General features: G+C 64.0%; 18 protein-coding genes. All 18 read right to left on the reverse strand.

Translation table 11 applies throughout. The annotated features are described in order from the left end of the window. Window positions 1-10 precede the first annotated feature (10 nt). Window positions 11-1,645 (reverse strand): ribonuclease J, encoded by a 1,635-nt coding sequence (locus SPYCA_RS06075; RefSeq protein WP_120219355.1) that lies wholly within the window; start codon window positions 1,643-1,645, stop codon window positions 11-13. After that, entirely contained in the window at window positions 1,642-2,427 is a 786-nt protein-coding gene (locus SPYCA_RS06080; RefSeq protein ID WP_120219356.1) for a type III pantothenate kinase, read from the reverse strand. Before SPYCA_RS06080 ends, SPYCA_RS06075 begins: the two co-directional genes overlap by 4 nt. A 4-nt stretch (window positions 2,428-2,431) precedes the next feature. Continuing rightward, complete coding sequence (locus tag SPYCA_RS06085; RefSeq protein ID WP_120219357.1) at window positions 2,432-3,232, reverse strand: biotin--[acetyl-CoA-carboxylase] ligase; 801 nt, start codon at window positions 3,230-3,232, stop codon at window positions 2,432-2,434. Then, window positions 3,154-4,584, reverse strand: coding sequence for an NADH-quinone oxidoreductase subunit NuoN (nuoN, locus tag SPYCA_RS06090; protein ID WP_120219358.1), 1,431 nt, complete (start codon window positions 4,582-4,584; stop codon window positions 3,154-3,156). The genes SPYCA_RS06085 and nuoN overlap by 79 nt, the downstream gene beginning before the upstream one ends. After that, a complete protein-coding gene (locus SPYCA_RS06095; protein ID WP_120219360.1) occupies window positions 4,581-6,134 on the reverse strand; it encodes an NADH-quinone oxidoreductase subunit M in 1,554 nt (517 codons plus the stop codon). The genes nuoN and SPYCA_RS06095 overlap by 4 nt, the downstream gene beginning before the upstream one ends. Beyond that, window positions 6,131-8,176: an NADH-quinone oxidoreductase subunit L gene (nuoL, locus tag SPYCA_RS06100; protein WP_120219361.1), complete on the reverse strand. Its 2,046-nt coding sequence runs from the start codon at window positions 8,174-8,176 to the stop codon at window positions 6,131-6,133. Before nuoL ends, SPYCA_RS06095 begins: the two co-directional genes overlap by 4 nt. 4 nt (window positions 8,177-8,180) lie before the next feature. Continuing rightward, a complete protein-coding gene (gene nuoK, locus SPYCA_RS06105) occupies window positions 8,181-8,486 on the reverse strand; it encodes an NADH-quinone oxidoreductase subunit NuoK (protein ID WP_120219363.1) in 306 nt (101 codons plus the stop codon). Beyond that, entirely contained in the window at window positions 8,483-9,094 is a 612-nt protein-coding gene (locus tag SPYCA_RS06110; RefSeq protein WP_120219364.1) for an NADH-quinone oxidoreductase subunit J, read from the reverse strand. The genes nuoK and SPYCA_RS06110 overlap by 4 nt, the downstream gene beginning before the upstream one ends. A gap of 168 nt (window positions 9,095-9,262) precedes the next feature. Further along, entirely contained in the window at window positions 9,263-9,751 is a 489-nt protein-coding gene (gene nuoI, locus SPYCA_RS06115; RefSeq protein WP_120219366.1) for an NADH-quinone oxidoreductase subunit NuoI, read from the reverse strand. After that, on the reverse strand, window positions 9,748-10,791 hold the full coding sequence (gene nuoH, locus SPYCA_RS06120; RefSeq protein WP_120219368.1) for an NADH-quinone oxidoreductase subunit NuoH: 1,044 nt from the start codon (window positions 10,789-10,791) through the stop codon (window positions 9,748-9,750). Before nuoH ends, nuoI begins: the two co-directional genes overlap by 4 nt. Window positions 10,792-11,011: 220 nt before the next feature. Next, complete coding sequence (gene nuoG, locus SPYCA_RS06125; RefSeq protein ID WP_120219370.1) at window positions 11,012-13,024, reverse strand: NADH-quinone oxidoreductase subunit NuoG; 2,013 nt, start codon at window positions 13,022-13,024, stop codon at window positions 11,012-11,014. Window positions 13,025-13,165: 141 nt separating this feature from the next. Beyond that, window positions 13,166-14,458, reverse strand: a complete 1,293-nt coding sequence (gene nuoF / locus SPYCA_RS06130) for an NADH-quinone oxidoreductase subunit NuoF (RefSeq protein ID WP_120219372.1) — start codon at window positions 14,456-14,458, stop codon at window positions 13,166-13,168. A gap of 106 nt (window positions 14,459-14,564) precedes the next feature. Beyond that, the gene (locus SPYCA_RS06135) at window positions 14,565-15,239 is read right to left on the reverse strand and encodes a complex I 24 kDa subunit family protein (protein ID WP_120219374.1); all 675 of its coding nucleotides are present in this window, start codon (window positions 15,237-15,239) and stop codon (window positions 14,565-14,567) included. 1 nt (window position 15,240) lies between these two features. Then, window positions 15,241-15,744 (reverse strand): hypothetical protein, encoded by a 504-nt coding sequence (locus SPYCA_RS06140; protein WP_146625092.1) that lies wholly within the window; start codon window positions 15,742-15,744, stop codon window positions 15,241-15,243. Continuing rightward, the gene (locus SPYCA_RS06145; RefSeq protein WP_172595141.1) at window positions 15,741-16,958 is read right to left on the reverse strand and encodes an NADH-quinone oxidoreductase subunit D; all 1,218 of its coding nucleotides are present in this window, start codon (window positions 16,956-16,958) and stop codon (window positions 15,741-15,743) included. Before SPYCA_RS06145 ends, SPYCA_RS06140 begins: the two co-directional genes overlap by 4 nt. 35 nt (window positions 16,959-16,993) lie before the next feature. Then, on the reverse strand, window positions 16,994-17,911 hold the full coding sequence (locus SPYCA_RS06150) for an NADH-quinone oxidoreductase subunit C (protein WP_120219378.1): 918 nt from the start codon (window positions 17,909-17,911) through the stop codon (window positions 16,994-16,996). Beyond that, window positions 17,911-18,465 carry a NuoB/complex I 20 kDa subunit family protein gene (locus SPYCA_RS06155; protein WP_120219380.1) on the reverse strand — a complete coding sequence of 185 codons (555 nt, stop codon included), beginning with the start codon at window positions 18,463-18,465 and terminating at the stop codon, window positions 17,911-17,913. Before SPYCA_RS06155 ends, SPYCA_RS06150 begins: the two co-directional genes overlap by 1 nt. After that, complete coding sequence (locus SPYCA_RS06160; RefSeq protein ID WP_120219382.1) at window positions 18,462-18,836, reverse strand: NADH-quinone oxidoreductase subunit A; 375 nt, start codon at window positions 18,834-18,836, stop codon at window positions 18,462-18,464. Before SPYCA_RS06160 ends, SPYCA_RS06155 begins: the two co-directional genes overlap by 4 nt. Window positions 18,837-19,030: the final 194 nt, after the last annotated feature.

A 19,030-nucleotide genomic window follows, 5' to 3' on the forward strand; every position in this document is an offset into this window, starting at 1 on the left:
CGACCGGTCCTCAGATTTCGACGAGCATCACATCGACGACGGGTTTCTTGCCCGTCCAGTCGGTCGCGATCCGCCGGACGCCGAGCCGGATCGCTTCGCGCAGTTTCTCCTCGTCGCGCGCGGGGCCGGTCGCGGCCTGCTCGGCGGCTTCGCGCATTTCGTCGATAAAGGCCGCGCGCTCGTCCTCGACCGGGACACCGCGATAGCTGATCGCGCTGTCGACGAAGCTTTTGCCCGAATAGATCGCCGCGACGGTGATATGGCCGTTGAGCGACAGCTTGCGCCGCTCGCTCATCGTTTCGCCATCGGCGGGCAGGATGACGTCGCCGTCGAGGATCAGTCGGCCCGACCGCACGCGCTCGACGATCTGCGCCGGCCCCGGCGCGAGACGGCAGAGGTCGCCATTTTCCTGCACCAGCGCGCCCGGCACGCCCTTTTCGAGCGCGAAGCGTGCCTGTTCGTGCATGTGGCGGATTTCGCCATGCACCGGCACCACCAGCTTCGGGCGCAGCCAGCCATAGAGTGCGGCCAGCTCGGGCTTGCCGGGATGGCCGCTGACATGGATATGCGCCTGCTTTTCGGTGACGGTCAGCACATCCTTTGCCGCGAGCTGGTTCATGATCCGCCCGATCGCGACTTCGTTGCCCGGGATCTGCTTCGATGAAAAGACGACGGTATCGCCCGCCTCCAGCTTGATCTGGTGGCCGTCGGCCGCCATGCGCGCGAGCGCGGCGCGCGGTTCGCCCTGCCCCCCCGTCGCAATCACCATCAGCTTGTCGCGCGGCAGGCGCATCGCCTCGTCGAAATCGACCGTTGGCGGAAAGTCCTTGAGATAGCCGACCGAGCGCGCGACGCCGAGGATGCGGTCGAGCGAGCGCCCCGCGACGCAGAGGCTGCGCCCGGTCGCCCGCGCGACCTCGCCCAGCGTGTGCAGCCGCGCGGCGTTGGAGGCAAAGGTGGTGACGACCACCCTGCCCTTCGCCGCGCCGACCGCCTGCTCCAATCCCGCGCGCAGCGCGCCTTCGCTGCCCGATTCTTCGGCGTTGAAGGCATTGGTCGAATCGCACACGAGGAAATCGACGCCCTCGTCGCCGATCGCGCTGAGCGCCGCGGCGGTCGCGGGCACGCCCAGGATCGGTTCTTCGTCGAGTTTCCAGTCGCCGGTGTGAAAGACGCGGCCATAGGGCGTGTCGATCACCACCGCGCTCATTTCGAGGATCGAATGCGCAAGCGGGACCATGCGGATGCCGAACGGGCCGATGCGGAAACTGTCATCGATGTCGACGACCTTGATCTCGACCTCCTTCTCCAGCCCCTCTTCGGCGAGCTTGTGCGCGATCAGCCCCGCCGTGAAGCGGTTGGCATAGAGCGGCACGCCAAGGTCGGCGGCGAGATAGGGGATCGCCCCGATATGATCCTCATGCCCGTGCGTCAGGATGATGCCGAGCAGGTCTTTCCTGCGGTCCTCGATAAACTCCAGGTCGGGCATGACGATGTCGATGCCCGGATAATCCTGGCTGCCAAAGGTCACGCCCAGATCGAGCATGATCCATTTGCCGTCGCAGCCGTAAAGATTGGCGTTCATGCCGATCTCGCCCGATCCCCCCAAAGCGAGAAAAAGCAGCTCCTTGCCCGGAGTCGTCATGTCGTTGGCTTTCGTTGATAATAAAGGTGCATCAGCCCGTTCAGCGTCAGATCGGGTTCGATGCGATCGAACAGATGCGCCTGTTCCTGGAAAAGCGTCGCGAGGCCGCCCGTGGCGACGACGGTGAGCGGCTTGCCGATCTCCGCCTTCATGCGCGCGATCAGCCCCTCCATCATCGAGACATAGCCCCAATAGACGCCGATCAGCATCTGGCTTTCGGTCGTCCGCCCGATCACGCTGGCGCTCGCGGGCGCCTCGATGGCGATGCGCGGAAGCTTGGCGGCGGCGGCGACCAGCGCTTCCAATGACAGGTTGACCCCCGGCGCGATGATCCCGCCCAGATAGGCGCCGTCGGGGCCGATATGGTCGAGCGTCGTCGCGGTGCCGAAGCTGATGACGAGCTTGTCCTTGCCGGGCTCGACCGCCTGCGCCGAGATCGCGTTGACCGCGCGGTCGGCGCCAACCGATTGCGGTTCATCGACTTTCAGCGCGATACCCCAGCTCACCGGCTCGCGGCCCGCGATCAGCGCGTCGACGCCGAAATATTTGTGAGCCAGCAGTTGCAGATTGTGGAGCGCGCGCGGCACAACAGTCGAGATGATGACGGCATCGACGTCGCCGCGGTCATGCCCCTCGATCCGCATCAGCTGGTCGAGCCACACCATATATTCGTCGGCGGTGCGCCGGTCGTCGGTCGCGATCCGCCAGCGCGCAAGCAGTTCGCTCCCGCGAAACAGCGCAAACTTGGCGTTGGTGTTGCCGACGTCGATCGCGAGCAGCATGGCGTTATCCTTCAACCACCGGGCGGCGGAGCTCGACGTCCCCCGCATGAATCAGCATGATCTCCCCGCCGTCGCGGCGCAAGCGCAGCGCGCCGTCTTCGGCAAGCCCGTCGAAAAAGCCGTCGATGCCTTGTTCGGACACGCGCAGCGGTGTGCCGACGGGGTGCGCGAGCGGAAGCCAGGCGCGCACGATGCTCGCGACTCCCTCCTGCCGCCAGGTCCACAGCGCGTCGATCATCGCGATGCCAAGCGCGTTCGCGAAATGATCGCGGTCGATCGTGGCGCCCTTACCGGACAGCGTTGCGGTCGGGCGGTCGGGCAGGTCGGGCGCGCTGACGAGGTTGACGCCGACGCCGATCACCACCGAATTGCCCGTGCGCTCCATCAAGATGCCCGCGCACTTCGCGCCATCGATCAACAGGTCGTTCGGCCATTTGAGCTGGGCGCCGACCTGGGGCGCCAGCGCGGCGACGGTCCTGGCGAGCGCCACCCCGGCGACGAGCGCGAGCGTCGCCGCCGACGGATCGCCGACCGTCAGGTGCACGACCGTCGAGCCCATGAAATTGCCCCGCCCGTCGTTCCAGCCGCGGCCCAGGCGGCCGCGCCCGGCGGTCTGGCGGTCGGCGATCAGCCAATGCCCCTCGCCGACATGCTCGCCGCCTGCCAGCCGCGCCAGCAGGTCGGCGTTGGTCGAACCTGTCTGCGCGATCCGCTCGATCGGCGGGATCAGAACAGCACCGCTGCGGCGTGCGCCGAAGCCACGGCGAGCATCGGAATGAAGAGATAACCGACCGCCGACAGCCACAGCGCGCTCGCCGCGACGATCGTGCCCTCGACCGCATTGCCGCCGCCGGTCACCTCCACCTCCGATTTATCGTCGAAATACATCGTCTTGATGATCGCGATATAATAGAAGGCGCCGATCACCGATGCGACGATGCCCGCGACCGCCAGCGGCACGAGGTTTGCGTTCACGGCAGCCTCGAACACCAGATATTTGGGCCAGAAACCGAACAGCGGCGGAATGCCGGCGAGGCTGAACAGGAAGACCGACAGCGCCGCCGCCAGTCCCGGACGCCGTTGCGACAGGCCGGCGAGCGCGGGGATGCTTTCGACCTGATTGCCGCCCTCATCGCGCAGTTGCAGCACGACGAGGAAAGCGCCGAGCGTGGTGACGAGATAGACGAGCAGATAGGTCAGCACACCCTCGACCCCCTGCTGCGTTCCGGCGGCAAGGCCGATCAGCATGAAACCGACATTGTTGATCGACGAATAGGCGAGCAGGCGTTTGATATTCTTCTGCCCGATCGCGCCGACCGCGCCGAGGATGATCGAGGCGAGCGCGAGGAAGATGACGATCTGCTGCCACGCGCCGACCGCGGGCCCCATCGCGTCGATGACGATCCGCGTCATCAGCGCCATCGCCGCCACCTTGGGCGCACTGGCAAAGAAGGTCGTCACCGGAGTCGGCGCGCCTTCATAGACGTCGGGCGTCCACATGTGGAACGGCACCGCGCTGATCTTGAAACCCAGCCCCGAAAGCACGAAGACGATGCCGAAGATCAGGCCGATACCCGGCTCATCGCCCATCGCCGCGGCGATGCCCGCGAAATCGGTCGTGCCGGTGAAGCCATAGAGCAGCGAGATGCCATAAAGCAGCATCCCCGACGCCAGCGCGCCGAGCACGAAATACTTCAGCCCCGCTTCGCTCGACCGCTCGTCGGTGCGCATGAAGCTCGCGAGCACATAGGCGGCAAGGCTGTTGAGTTCGAGCCCGACATAGAGCGTCATCAGGTCGCGCGACGATGCCATGATCCCCATGCCGAGCGCCGCGAACAGGATCAGCGTCGGATATTCGGCGCGCATCCCGCCGCTGAAGAAGCGCGGCGCGACGAGAATGCACACGAAGCTCGCGGCATAGATGAGCAGTTTGGCGAAGCCGCCGAAGGCGTCGACCGACAGCGTGCCCGAAAAGACCGTCGCCTCGACGCCGAACAGCGCGACGACGGCCGCCGCGGCCGCGGCGAGCGTCAGCAGCGCGCTGAGCTGGTAGATGCCGACCTGCCGGTCACCCATGAAGGTGCCGAGCATCAGCGTGATGAGCCCACCGATCGTCAGGATCAGTTCGGGCCAGATGAGCGCGAGATCGGCGGTCATTGGACGCCTCCCGCGTGGGCGGAGCCATGCGCGGCTTCACCATGTGGAGCGGCGGGCTTCGGCTTGCCCGCGGCAAGCTGCGCGTCGCCCGCGGGTTTCGCGGGGGCGAGGCGCGCGACCACGGTGGTCACGTCGCCGCGCATCGGCGCGAGGAAGCTTTCGGGATAGACGCCCATCCACAGCGCCACGGCGGCGAGCGGCGCCATGATCGCCCATTCGCGCGGATTGAGGTCGGGCATCGCCTTCACATCGTCCTTGGTCAATTCGCCGAACACGACGCGGCGATAGAGATAGAGCATGTACGCGGCGCCGAGTATGATGCCGGTGGTGCAGACAAAGGCGACGACGCTCGACGCCTCGTAAATGCCGAGCAGGCTCAGGAACTCGCCGACGAAACCGCTCGTCCCCGGCAGGCCGATCGACGCCATGGTGAACAGCATGAAGAAGAGCGCATAGGCCGGCATGTTCACGGCGAGGCCGCCGTAGCGGTCGATTTCGCGCGTGTGCAGCCGGTCATAGATCACCCCGACGCAGAAGAAGAGCGCGGCCGAAACGACACCATGGCTGAGCATGATGATCAGCGCGCCCTCGATTCCCTGCTGGTTGAAGGCAAAGAGGCCCGCCGTGACGATGGCCATGTGGGCGACCGACGAATAGGCGATCAGCTTCTTCATGTCGTTCTGCACCAGCGCGACAAGGCTGGTATAGACCACCGCGACCATCGACAGACCGAACACCAGCCACATCAGCTGCGCCGAAGCGTCGGGGAACATCGGCATCATGAAGCGCAGGAAGCCATAGGCGCCGAGCTTCAGGAGCACGCCCGCCAGGATCATCGAGCCCGCGGTCGGCGCCTGCACATGCGCGTCGGGAAGCCAGGTGTGGACGGGCCACATCGGCATCTTGACCGCGAGGCTCGCGAAGAAAGCGAGCCACAGCCAGGTCTGCATTTCCGGCGGGAAGTCGTAATTGAGCAGCGTCGGGATATCGGTCGTCCCCGCCTCGGCGATCATCGCGATCATCGCGATCAGCATCAGCACCGAACCGAGCAGCGTGTAGAGGAAGAATTTGAACGCGGCGTAGATCCGGTTGGCGCCGCCCCAGATGCCGATGATGAAATACATCGGGATCAGGCCGGCCTCGAAGAAGATGTAGAAGAGCAGCAGATCCTGCGCCATGAAGACGCCGATCATCACGACTTCCATGATCAGGAACATCGCCATGTAGAGGCCGACGCGGCTCTTGATCGCATCCCAGCTCGCGAGGATGCACAGCGGCATCAGGAATACGCTGAGCATGATGAGCATCAGCGCCATGCCGTCGATGCCGAGCGCCCACTGGAAGCGCCCGAACAGGTCGGCACGCTCGGTGAACTGCCACTGCGCGCCGCCGATGTCGAAATTGGCCCAGAGCAGGACGCCCAGCGCAAAGTCGATCAAGGTCGCGGCGAGCGCAATGACGCGCGCGTTGCGGTCGCCCGCATAGAGGCAGAGGATGGCGGCGATCGCGGGGATCGCCAGCATCAGCGACAGGATGGGAAGCCCGCTCACAGGAAATTCACCATGGCCCAGCTGGCGAGGCCGACAAGACCGAGCAGCATCACAAACGCATATCCATAAACATAACCCGATTGCAGCCGGACCGCGAGCCGCGTCCCCCCGGCGACGAGCGCCGCCGCGCCATCGGGGCCGAAGCGGTCGATGGTGCCTTCGTCACCTTTCTTCCAGAAGAAGCGGCCGATCCAGAAGGCGGGCTTCACAAAGAGGATGTGGTAGAGCTCGTCGAAATACCATTTGTTGTAGAGAAACTGGTGGAGCAGCCTGAACTGCGCCACGAAACGCGCGGGCAGCGTGGTGTTGCGAATATAGCTGTTCCACGCGAGGAACAGGCCGATCGCCATCACGGTGAACGGCGTCCACTTCACCCAAGTCGGCACTTCGTGCGCGGCGTGCATCAGATGCTCGTCGAACGCGATGCTGCCCGCCCAGAAGGCCATGCCTTCCTCGGGATAGATGAAGGGGTGCGCGAAGACGAAACCCGCAAACACCGCGCCGAGCGACAGGACGCCGAGCGGGATCAGCATCGACAGCGGGCTTTCATGCGGGTGGTAACCCGCGGTGCCGTCGCCGTGCGCGTCGTGATGGTGCGGCGCATGATCACCGCTCGAATGCTCGGCGGACGGCTCCTCATGTTCGCCGTGCACCGCATGCTGGATATGCTCGCTCTCTTCCCAGCGCGGCTTGCCGTGGAAGGTCAGGAAGACGAGGCGCCACGAATAGAAGCTCGTCAGTAGCGCGGCAAAGATACCGACCCAGAAGGCGACCTGCCCGCCGCCGCCCGCTGCAAAGGCCGCCTCGAGGATGCCGTCCTTCGAATGGAAACCCGCAAAGCCCGCGACACCCGCGATGCCGACGCCGGTGATCGCCAGTGTGCCCGCCATCATCGCCCAATAGGTGAGCGGGATATGTTTCCGCAGGCCGCCATAATAGCGCATGTCCTGTTCGTGGTGCATCGCATGGATCACCGAGCCCGCGCCCAGGAACAAGAGCGCCTTGAAAAAGGCGTGCGTGAAGAGGTGGAACATCGCCGCGCCATAGGCGCCGACGCCCGCGGCGAAGAACATGTAACCGAGCTGCGAGCAGGTCGAATAGGCGATGACGCGCTTGATGTCCCACTGCGTCGTGCCGACAGTCGCGGCGAAAAGACAAGTCGCGGCGCCGACGAAGGTGACGACGCCGAGCGCGATCGGCGCGGTCTCGAACATCGGCGACAGCCGGCAAACCATGAAGACGCCCGCGGTGACCATCGTCGCGGCGTGGATCAGCGCCGACACCGGCGTCGGACCCTCCATCGCGTCGGGAAGCCAGGTGTGCAGGCCGAGCTGCGCCGACTTGCCCATCGCGCCGATGAACAAGAGCAGGCAGAGGATCGTCATCGTGTCGAGCCGCATCCCCAGGAAGGTGATGCTGCTGCCCGCCATGCCCGGCGCGGCGGCCAGAATCTCGGGGATCGAAACGGTGCCGAACACCAGGAAGGTGCCGAAAATACCGAGCATGAAGCCAAGGTCGCCGACGCGGTTGACGACGAACGCCTTGATCGCGGCGGCATTGGCGCTCGGCTTCTTGTACCAGAAGCCGATGAGCAGATAGGAGGCAAGGCCGACGCCTTCCCAGCCGAAGAACATCTGGACCAGATTGTTCGCGGTCACCAGCATCAGCATCGCGAAGGTGAAGAGCGACAGGTAAGCGAAGAAGCGCGGCTGGTCCGGGTCTTCCTCCATATAGCCCCAGCTATAGAGGTGGACGAGCGCCGACACCGTCGTGATGACAACGAGCATCACCGCGGTCAGCGTATCGACGCGCAGCTCCCAGTTGAACTGGAGCGCGCCCGACGAAACCCAGTGCAGCACGGTAACGACTTCGGCCTCACCGGTCCCCATCACGAAGGACAGGAAGATCGGCCAGCTGAGCGCGCAGCTGGTGAACAGCGCGCCGGTGGTCAGGATTTTCGACGCGGTCGCGCCGATGGCCCGCTGGCCCAGCCCTGCAACAAGCGCCGCGAGCAGCGGCAGGAAAACGATCGCCTGGATCACCGGCTTACCCCTTCATCCGGTTGGCATCGTCGACGGCAATGGTGCCGCGGCCGCGGAAATAAACAACAAGGATTGCAAGACCGATCGCCGCTTCACCCGCGGCGACGGTCAGCACGAACATCGAAAACACCTGCCCGACCAGATCGCCCAGCGCGGCGCTGAACGCGACGAGGTTGATGTTTACCGCCAGCAGAATGAGCTCGATCGCCATCAGGATGACGATGATATTCTTGCGGTTGATGAAGATGCCAAGCACGCCCAATGTGAACAGCACCGCCGAAACGGCAAGATAATGGCCGACGGAAATCACAGCTCCACCCCCTGCCCGGTGCCCGGATCGACGAGGCGCGTCGCATCCTCCGGACGGCGGCGCACCTGCTGCGAAATATTCTGCGCGCGCACGCCCCCACGAGTACGATGCGTCAGCACGATCGCGCCGATCATCGCGACGAGCAGGACGATGCCCGCCGCTTCGAACAGGAAGATATATTTCGTGTAGAGCAGCTCGCCGATCTGCTGGATATTGCTCTTGTCGCTGACGACGGGCGCGGCGCGCGCGGCCAGGTCGACCCCGCCCGCGCTCCACGCGCCGACCGCGAAGACCAGCTCGGCCGCCAGGATGATCGCGACAAGCGCGCCGAGCGGCAGATAACGCACGAAACCAGCGCGCAGCTCGGCGAAATCGATGTCGAGCATCATCACGACGAACAGGAACAGCACCGCGACAGCGCCGACATAGACGATGACGAGCAGCATCGCGATGAACTCCGCGCCCGCGAGCAGCATCAGCCCCGCCGCGTTGAAGAAGGCGAGGATCAGCCACATCACGCTGTGGACCGGGTTGCGCGCGAAAATCACCATCGCGGCGGAGGCGATGACGATGGTTGCGAACAGGTAGAAGGCGATAAGCTGGATCATGCGCCGGTCCTCCCCCACAGGGGGAGGGGGACCATGCGAAGCATGGTGGAGGGGCACAGGCCCGCATCCACAGCGTATGACACCGCGTACCCCTCCACCACCCTACGGGTGGTCCCCCTCCCCGTTCCGGGGAGGATCTTCTCGGCTGAATCAATCATGCGCGCGCCCTTACCGATAGGGCGCGTCGGCGGCAAGATTCGCCGCAATCGCGCGTTCCCATTTGTCGCCATTGGCGAGCAGCTTGGCCTTGTCATAGAGCAGCTCCTCGCGCGTTTCGGTCGCGAACTCAAAGTTCGGCCCCTCGACGATCGCATCGACCGGGCAGGCTTCCTGACAGAAGCCGCAATAGATGCACTTGGTCATGTCGATGTCGTAGCGCGTCGTGCGGCGCGAGCCGTCTTCGCGCGGTTCGGCCTCGATCGTGATCGCCTGCGCCGGGCACACCGCTTCGCACAGCTTGCACGCGATGCAACGCTCCTCGCCGTTCGGATAACGGCGCAGCGCATGCTCGCCGCGGAAACGCGGGCTCAGCGGGTTCTTCTCGAACGGATAGTTGATCGTCGCCTTCGGCTTGAAGAAATATTTGAGCGTGAGCGCGTGCGCCTTCACAAACTCCCACAGCGTGAAGCTTTTGACGAGATGACCTACGTAACTCATGAATACCTCGTCAGCATCAGATAGCCGGAGATCAGGAAGATCCAGATCAGCGAAATCGGCAGGAAGATTTTCCAGCCCAGCCGCATCAGCTGGTCGTAGCGGTAGCGCGGGACGGTCGCCTTGACCCAGCTGAAGACGAAGAAGAAGAACAGGATCTTCGCGAACAGCCAGATGATGCCGGGAACGGCATAAAGCGGCGCCCAGTCGATCGGGGGCAGCCAGCCCCCCCAGAAGAGCACCGCGTTGAGCGTGCACATCAGCAGGACGTTGGCATATTCGCCGAGCCAGAAGAGCGCGAAGCTCATCGACGAATATTCGGTTTGATACCCCGCGACGAGTTCCGATTCCGCTTCGGTCAGGTCGAACGGCGCGCGTGCGGTTTCGGCGAGCGACGAGATGAGGAACATCACCGCGAGCGGGAAAAGCAACAGGTTGAAGCCAAAGGCGTTGACGATGCCCAGCCCGTGCCCCTGCTGCGCCTTGACGATCTCGTTCATGTTGAAGCTGTCGGCGAACAGCACGACGCCGATCAGGATGAAGCCGATCGACACTTCATAGCTGATCATCTGCGCCGAGGCGCGGAGCGCGGAAAAGAAGGGATATTTGGAGTTCGACGACCAGCCCGACAGGATCACGCCATAAACGCCGAGCGACGAGATCGCGAGGATGTAGAGCAGCCCCACGTTGATGTCGGCGAGCACCGCGCCCGAATTGAACGGAATCACCGCCCACGCCAGCAGCGCAACGGTGAAGGTGATGATCGGCGCGATCAGGAACAGGCCGCGGTTGGCCGAACTCGGGATAATCGTTTCCTGCAGGAACACTTTCAGGCCGTCGGCGAACGATTGCAGCAGCCCGAAAGGCCCGACGACGTTCGGACCACGGCGCAGCGCGATCGCCGCCCAGATCTTGCGGTCGGCATAGATGATCATCGCCACCGCAAGCATCAGCGGCAACGCGATGAGCAGGATGCCCGCGACGGTCGCGAGGCCCCACGCCCATTCATAGGACATGCCGAGCGATTGGAAAAATTCGGTCATTGGAACGCAACCCCTTCCCCTCTCCCCTTGCGGGAGAGGGTTGCGAAGACTTGGCGGCTCGGCCGCCTAGTCGAAGCTGGGTGAGGGATGAGCGGCCGTCCTGCGGCCGCGCGCGCCTGCGGCGCGCACCCCCTCATCCAACTGAGCCTAGCCGCTTGCAGCGGCAAGGCTCCGTATCCTTCTCCCGCAAGGGGAGAAGGGACGAAAGATGACGCCAATGTCATTCCGCCGCCTCCGCAAACTCAATACCATGCACCAGCTCTTCCGAGCAGCGCTGCATCGTCGGCGACGCGCGGCAGATGCCGTTGGTGAGGTAGAAATCCTTGATCGGCGACGGGATCGCGCGCGCTTCGGGCTTGGCGGGCAGCTTGGGCACCGTCCAGCCATAGTCGGCAAGCCCTTCGACGCCCAGCGCGGGCACCGCGGCAATCATCGCCGCGCGGCATTCGTCAAAGCTGTCGAAGCCGACGCTGACGCCGAGCGCATCGGCGAGCGCACGGAAAATGCTCCAGTCCTCGCGCGCGTCGCCCGGTGCGAACACAGCCTTTTCGCTGCGCTGGACGCGGCCTTCGGTGTTGACCGTGGTGAAATCCTTCTCGGTCCACGCCGCCGCGGGCAGGATCACGTCGGCGGCGTGCGCGCCCTTGTCGCCGTGGTGCCCGACATAGACTTTGAACGTTTCGGCGAAGGCCGAAAAATCAACCTCGTCGGCGCCGAGGAAGAAGGCGAGCTTCGGCTTCGCCGCGATCACGTCCCTGATCCCGCCGGGCAGGCCGTAGCCTAGCATCAGCGAACCCATGCGCGCGGCCGAGAAATGCACGACGTTAAAGCCGTTCCAGCCCTCCTTGACCGCGTTCACCGCCTTGGCGAGCGCGAGACCCGCGCCGTGGACGCCGGGCACCGACAGCGCGCCGCCGCCGAAGATCAGCATCGGCCGCTCGGCGCCCTTCAGCGCGTCGAGCAGGTGAGTGGGCAGATTCGCCACGAGCGACGCATCGTCGCCGAGCCATTCGGTCTTGTAGGTGAGATCGGTTTCAGGCCCGATCGCAAAGACCTTCGCGCCCTTCTTCCACACCGCCTTGCGGACGCGTGTGTTGATGAGCGGCGCTTCCCAGCGCAGGTTCGTGCCGACGAGCAGGATCACGTCGGCATTCTCGGCCTCGGCGATCGTCGTGTTGAAATTGACCGCCGACAGGCTGGTGACATCGTAATCAAGCCCGGTCTGCCGCCCTTCGAGCAACGACGAGCCGAGGGCGTTGACGAGCGATTTCGCGGCAAACATCGTCTCGCAATCGACGAGGTCGCCTGCAATCGCCGCGACCGACGAACCGGCGTTCACCGCCCTGATCGCCTCGAACGCTTCGGCCCATGTCGCTTCGACGAGCTGGCCGTCCTTGCGAACGAACGGACGGTCGAGACGGCGGCGGACGAGGCCATCGACATGGTGGCGTGTCTTGTCGCTCGCCCATTCCTCGTTCACATCATCGTTGACGCGCGGCAGCACGCGCAGCACCTGGCGCCCGCGTGAATCGATGCGGACATTGGTGCCGACCGCGTCCATCATGTCGATGCCGAGCGTCTTGGTCAGCTCCCACGGCCGCGCCTCGAACGCATAGGGCTTCGACGTCAACGCGCCGACGGGGCACAAATCGACGATATTGCCCGAAAGCTCGCTCGCGACGGCATGTTCCAGGTAGGAGGTGATCTGCATATTCTCGCCGCGATAGATCGCGCCGATGTCCTCGACACCCGCGACTTCCTCAGCGAAGCGGACGCAGCGCGTGCACTGGATGCAGCGGGTCATCACCGTCTTGACGATCGGACCCATATATTTCTCGGTGACGGCGCGCTTGTTCTCCTCATAGCGCGTCGCGCCGCGGCCATAGGCGACCGACTGGTCCTGCAAATCGCATTCGCCGCCCTGGTCGCAGATCGGGCAGTCGAGCGGGTGGTTGATGAGCAGGAACTCCATCACCCCCTCGCGCGCCTTCTTGACCATCGGGCTGTCGGTGCGGATCACCTGCCCATCGGCGGTCGGCAGCGCGCACGACGCCTGCGGCTTCGGCGGGCCGGGCGACACTTCGACCAGGCACATGCGGCAATTGCCGGCGATGCTGAGGCGTTCGTGGTAGCAGAAGCGCGGGATTTCCTTCCCCGCCATCTCGCACGCCTGCAGCACGGTCGCGCCCTGCGGAACGTCGAGTTCTACGCCATCTACGGTAACTTTAGGCATTGGTGCTCGCCCCAAAATCGTCATGCTGAACTTGTTTCAGCATCCATGACCCATCGCTATCCATAACCGCTGCGCTTGCCGCACCGACCGGCCATGGACCCTGAAACGAGTTCAGGGTGACGAGGAGGGAAAGGTTGCGCATCACTCCGCCGCCTCCATCACGCCGCCACTCTCGCGGATGCGGCGTTCGAGTTCGGGGCGGAAGTGGCGGATCAGGCCCTGGATCGGCCATGCCGCGGCGTCGCCGAGCGCGCAGATGGTGTGGCCCTCGACCTGCTTGGTGACGTCGTAGAGCGTGTCGATCTCGCCGATGTCGGCGTTGCCGGTGCGCAGCCGCTCCATCACGCGCCACATCCAGCCGGTGCCTTCGCGGCACGGGGTGCACTGGCCGCAGCTTTCATGCTTGTAGAAATAGCTGATGCGACTGATCGCCTGGACGATGTCGGTCGACTTGTCCATCACGATCGCGGCGGCGGTGCCAAGGCCCGAACCGACGGCCTTCAACCCGTCGAAATCCATCGGACAGTCCATGATCTCTGCCGCCGGAACCAGCGGCACCGACGAACCGCCGGGGATCACCGCGAGCAGATTGTCCCAGCCGCCGCGGATGCCGCCGCAATGCCGGTCGATCAGTTCGCGGAAGGAGATGCTCATCTCTTCCTCGACGACGCAGGGCTTGTTCACATGGCCGCTGATCTGGAAGAGCTTGGTGCCCTTGTTATTCTCGCGCCCGAAGGAGGAGAACCACGCCGCGCCGCGGCGCAGGATCGTCGGGACAACCGCGATGCTTTCGACATTGTTCACCGTCGTGGGGCAGCCGTAGAGGCCCGCACCCGCCGGGAACGGCGGTTTCAGGCGCGGCTGGCCCTTCTTACCCTCAAGGCTTTCGATCATTGCGGTTTCTTCGCCGCAGATATAGGCGCCGGCGCCGCGGTGGACGAAGACGTCGAAGTCGTAGCCCGACTTCGCGGCATTCTTGCCGAGCAGCCCGGCGTCATAGGCCTCCTGCACCGCCGCGAACAACGTCTCGGCCTCGCGGATGAACTCGCCGCGGATATAGATGTACGCGGCGCGCGCGCGCATCGCATAGCCCGCGATCAGCGCGCCTTCGATCAGCTTGTGCGGATCGTGGCGGATGATTTCGCGGTCCTTGCACGAGCCGGGTTCGGATTCGTCGGCGTTGATGACGAGGAAGCTCGGGCGGTCGGCGCGCGGCTCCTTTGGCATGAAGCTCCACTTGAGCCCCGTCGGGAAGCCCGCGCCGCCGCGGCCGCGCAGCCCCGACGCCTTGATCTCCTCAATGATCGCGTCCTGGCCGCGCTTCATCAGATCCCTGGTGTTGTCCCAATCGCCGCGCACCTGCGCAGCTTTGAGGTTCCACGGCTGGAAGCCGTAGAGATTGGTGAAAATGCGATCCTTGTCGGCGAGGCTCATGCGTCCTCTCCCATATCGTCACCCCGGACTTGATCCGGGGTCCAGGCAACGGTCGTGGTCATGGATGCCGGATCAAGTCCGGCATGACGAAGGAATGAAGAGTTGGTCATGCCCCCCACTCCTTCCGATAGTCATGATTGGCTTCGACCATTTCCTTCAGCGTCGTCGGCCCGCCCTCGGGCTCGCTCGTGTGGCGCTGCGGGTTCTGCGTCCCCGTTTTCGGCTGTTTGCCCGCCGCGAGATCATCAAGGATGCGCGTCATGCTGTCGTAATCGAGGTCTTCGTAATTATCGTCGTTGATCTGGACCATCGGCGCGTTGGTGCAGGTGCCCATGCACTCGACCTCGGTGAGCGTGAACAGGCCGTCGGGCGTCGTCTTGCCCTTCACCATGCCGCGGTTCTTGCACGCCGCCATCACATCGTCCGACCCGCGGAGCAGGCACGGCGTCGTGCCGCACACCTGCACATGATAGCGGCCGACGGGGACGAGGTTGTACATGGTGTAAAAGGTCGCGACCTCATAGGCGCGGATGAAGGGCATATCGAGCTGCGCGGCGACATATTCGATCACCGGCACGGGCAGCCAGCCCTGCGTCTGCGTCTCGGCGCCGACCTGCCGCTGCGCGAGGTCGAGCAAAGGCATCACCGCCGAACGCTGGCGCCCAGCGGGATAGCGCGCAATGACCTGCTTGGCCTTCTCGGCATTTTCGGCCGTCCACGCAAAGGCGCCCCAGCGCGCGCGGATTTCGGCTTCGTCGGGGATTTGGGGTGCGTCAGCCATTTCAGTTCTGCCCTGCGGGTTTTGTGGGGCCAGCCGCCGTGGAGGCATTGTCGACTTCCACCTTAGCCATGACCATTCGATCAATTTTCCCCTTCTCTAGCCCATAGAACATCTGGACCTTCGCTTGGGCGCCTTGATCCCTTTGGACCAACAGGTAACACATTACCAAATCTTCCAATGGTCCCTTATCGGTGGCTGTCTTTTGGCATGTCGCGGAGAGCGGATATTTTTTATGCGTCGTAATGATATCGTAAATGCCTTCGACAACATTGGGACCCTCGGCATATTTCACTGGCCCTTGGCCATTCTCTTGAATGCCGACCAAAACATTTGGACCCAGATGTTTCACATGTTTCGAGAAATCTTTTTTTATGAAGTTGGCGATCATTACGGACTTCAGATGATCCTGAACGATATCTTTGTTGTCGACCACGCCATCGTCGGCGCGCGATTGGGTGCTCGCAGCAACCGCAAAAAGCGCCAACACTGTCCAAAAACGCTTCACCGGTCGCACTCCCCGAACACGACGTCGATCGCGCCGATGATCGCGGTGGTGTCGGCAAGCATGTGGCCCTTGCACATCATGTCCATCGCCTGCAGGTGCGAAAACGCCGTCGGGCGGATCTTGCAGCGGTACGGCTTGTTGGTGCCGTCGCTGACCAGATAGACGCCGAACTCGCCCTTGGGGCTTTCGGTCGCGACATAGACTTCGCCCGCGGGGACGTGGAAGCCTTCGGTATAGAGCTTGAAGTGATGGATCAGCGATTCCATCGACTGCTTCATCTCGCCGCGCTTCGGCGGCACGACCTTGCGGTCGAGGCTGGCGATCGGGCCGGTGGGCATGTCACGCAGGCACTGTTTGATGATCTTCGCCGACTGATAGACTTCCTCGACGCGCACCATGAAGCGGTCGTAGCAATCGCCGCGCGTGCCGACGGGAATGTCGAAGTCCATCGCGGCATAGGCGTCATAGGGCTGCGACTTGCGCAAATCCCATGCGATGCCGCTGCCGCGGATCATCGGACCGGAAAAGCCCCACGCCAGCGCATCTTCCTTGCTCACCGTCGCGATGTCGACGTTGCGCTGTTTGAAGATGCGGTTGTCGATGACGAGGCTCATCGCGTCGCCGAACAGCCTGGGCAGCCGCGTTTCGCACCATTCGCCGATGTCGACGAGCAGCTTTTCCGGCACGTCCTGATGGACGCCGCCGGGGCGGAACCAGGCGCTGTGCATCCGCGCGCCGCTCGCGCGCTCGAAGAAGTTGAGGCAATCCTCGCGCAGCTCGAACACCCACAGGTTCGGCGTCATCGCACCGACGTCCATGACGTGCGACCCGATGTTGAGCATATGGTTGCAGATGCGCGTCAGCTCGGCGAACATCGTGCGCAGATATTGCGCGCGCGCCGGCACTTCGAGGTCGAGCAGTTTTTCGATGGCCAGCACATAGCTGTGCTCCATGCCGAGCGGCGAGCAATAGTCGAGCCGGTCGAAATAGGGCAAAGCCTGCAGATAGGTCTTGTACTCGATCAGCTTTTCGGTGCCGCGATGGAGCAGCCCGACGTGCGGATCGACGCGCTCGATAATCTCGCCGTCGAGTTCCATCACCATGCGCAAAACGCCGTGCGCCGCCGGGTGCTGCGGGCCGAAGTTGATCGTGTAATTGGTGACGACCTGATCGCCCGCGGTGTTCGCGGTGTCGACCGGATAGCCCTCGAACATGTCGCTGCCGTGGTGCTTGACCTGAGGAGCGTCGGTCATGCGTCACCTCCTGATTTCGGCTTGCGCGGCGCGCGCGGCTTGGCCGGGGCCTTTGCCTTGGGCGCAGCCTTCTCGGCCTTCCTGGTCGCGGGCGTCTTGGCTTCGCCGTCCGCCTTCGCCTTTGCGCCGTCCTTGCTCGGCCTGGCGGCGGCCTTGTTCGCCTTGTTGCCCGCGCCGGTGTCGGCGGGCTTTTCGGTGGTTTTGGGAGTCGGCGGCGGCGGCGCCTTGGCCTTGTCGTCGGCAGCCTTGACGTCTTTCGACGTCATCGGCGTCGGCGCGCCCTTGCCCGGCGCCTCGCCCGTGCCGCCGGCCTTTTCGTCGCCCGGCAGCACATAATCGGCGCCTTCCCATGGGGACAGGAAGTCGAAGTTGCGGAAATCCTGTGCCAGCTTCACCGGCTCATAGACGACGCGCTTGTCCTCTTCGGAATAGCGCAACTCGGTATAGCCGGTCAGCGGGAAATCCTTGCGCTGCGGATGGCCCTGAAAACCATAGTCGGTCAGGATACGGCGCAGGTCGGGGTTGCCCGCGAACAGCACGCCATACATGTCGAACACTTCGCGCTCGAGCCAGCCCGCGACCGGCCAGACGGGCACGATCGTTGGCACCGGCGTCGCTTCGTCGGTCGACACGCGCACGCGCAGGCGATGGTTCTTCGTCACACTGAGCAGGTGGTAGACCACCTCGAACCGCTCGGGCCGGTCGGGATAGTCGACCCCGGCGATTTCCATCAGCTGCTGATAATCGAGATTGTCGCGCAGCGCGATCATCACCCCGGCGATCGCCTCACGGCGCACGGTGATGCTGTCTTCGCCAACGGCGACGACATGCTCGATCAGATCGTTGCCGAGCAGCTTTTCAAGCGCGGCGGCAAGGCCCGCGCGCGGGGCGACGAGGGGAGCAGGACTGGCCATCAGCGTTCAATCGTCCCGGTGCGGCGGATCTTCCGCTGCAACTGCATCACGCCATAGAGCAAAGCCTCGGCGGTCGGCGGACAGCCGGGGACATAGATGTCGACGGGCACGATGCGGTCGCAGCCGCGCACCACCGAATAGCTGTAGTGATAATAGCCGCCGCCATTGGCGCAGCTGCCCATCGAGATGACATATTTGGGGTTCGACATCTGGTCGTAAACCCGGCGCAGCGCCGGCGCCATCTTGTTGCAGAGCGTGCCCGCGACGATCATCACATCCGACTGGCGCGGGGACGCGCGCGGCGCGACGCCGAAACGCTCCATGTCGTATCGCGGCATGTTGACATGGATCATCTCGACCGCGCAGCAGGCGAGGCCAAAGGTCATCCACCAGAGCGAGCCGGTGCGCGCCCAGTTGAACAGATCCTCGGTCGAGGTGACGAGGAAGCCCTTGTCACCCACCTCGCTGCTCAAATCGTCGAAAAACGACTGGTCGGGGCTGGTCCCCGGCGCCACCGGCATCTGGCCGGGCATCAGGATGCTCGAATTGCTCATTCCCAATCCAGCGCCCCTTTCTTCCATGCGTAAATCAGGCCGATCGCAAGCTCGGCGAGGAAAATCATCATCGTGGCCCAACCGGCCCAGCCGATTTCTTCAAGGCTGACTGCCCACGGAAACAGGAATGCGGCTTCGAGATCGAAGATGATGAAGAGGATGGCGACGAGATAGAATCGCACATCGAACTGGCTGCGCGCATCCTCGAACGCGGGAAAGCCGCATTCATATTCGGTCAGCTTCGCCGGATCGGGCTTGTGCGCCCCGGTCAGCCGCGCGACGCCCATCGGCAGGAAGACAAAGGCCGCCGACAACCCGACCGCAATGACCAGGAATATCAGGATCGGCAGATACTGAGTCAGATCGACCATGGGAGCTCGCAGTTCCGTTGTGCAATTTTTGGGGTGGCGCGCACCCGGTTATCGGGGGCGCTTTAGGCCAGCGCGCCGCGTGTCGCAAGCACCGCGGGCAGGATTTTCGTATCTTGCGTGACCAACACCCCACTGCACGCTGGCGAGTGGGCCTATCGCTGTGATAGGTCGGAGAAAACGGGTCGCAATGCCGC

It is taken from the genome of Sphingopyxis sp. FD7, from assembly GCF_003609835.1.
GTDB lineage: Bacteria > Pseudomonadota > Alphaproteobacteria > Sphingomonadales > Sphingomonadaceae > Sphingopyxis.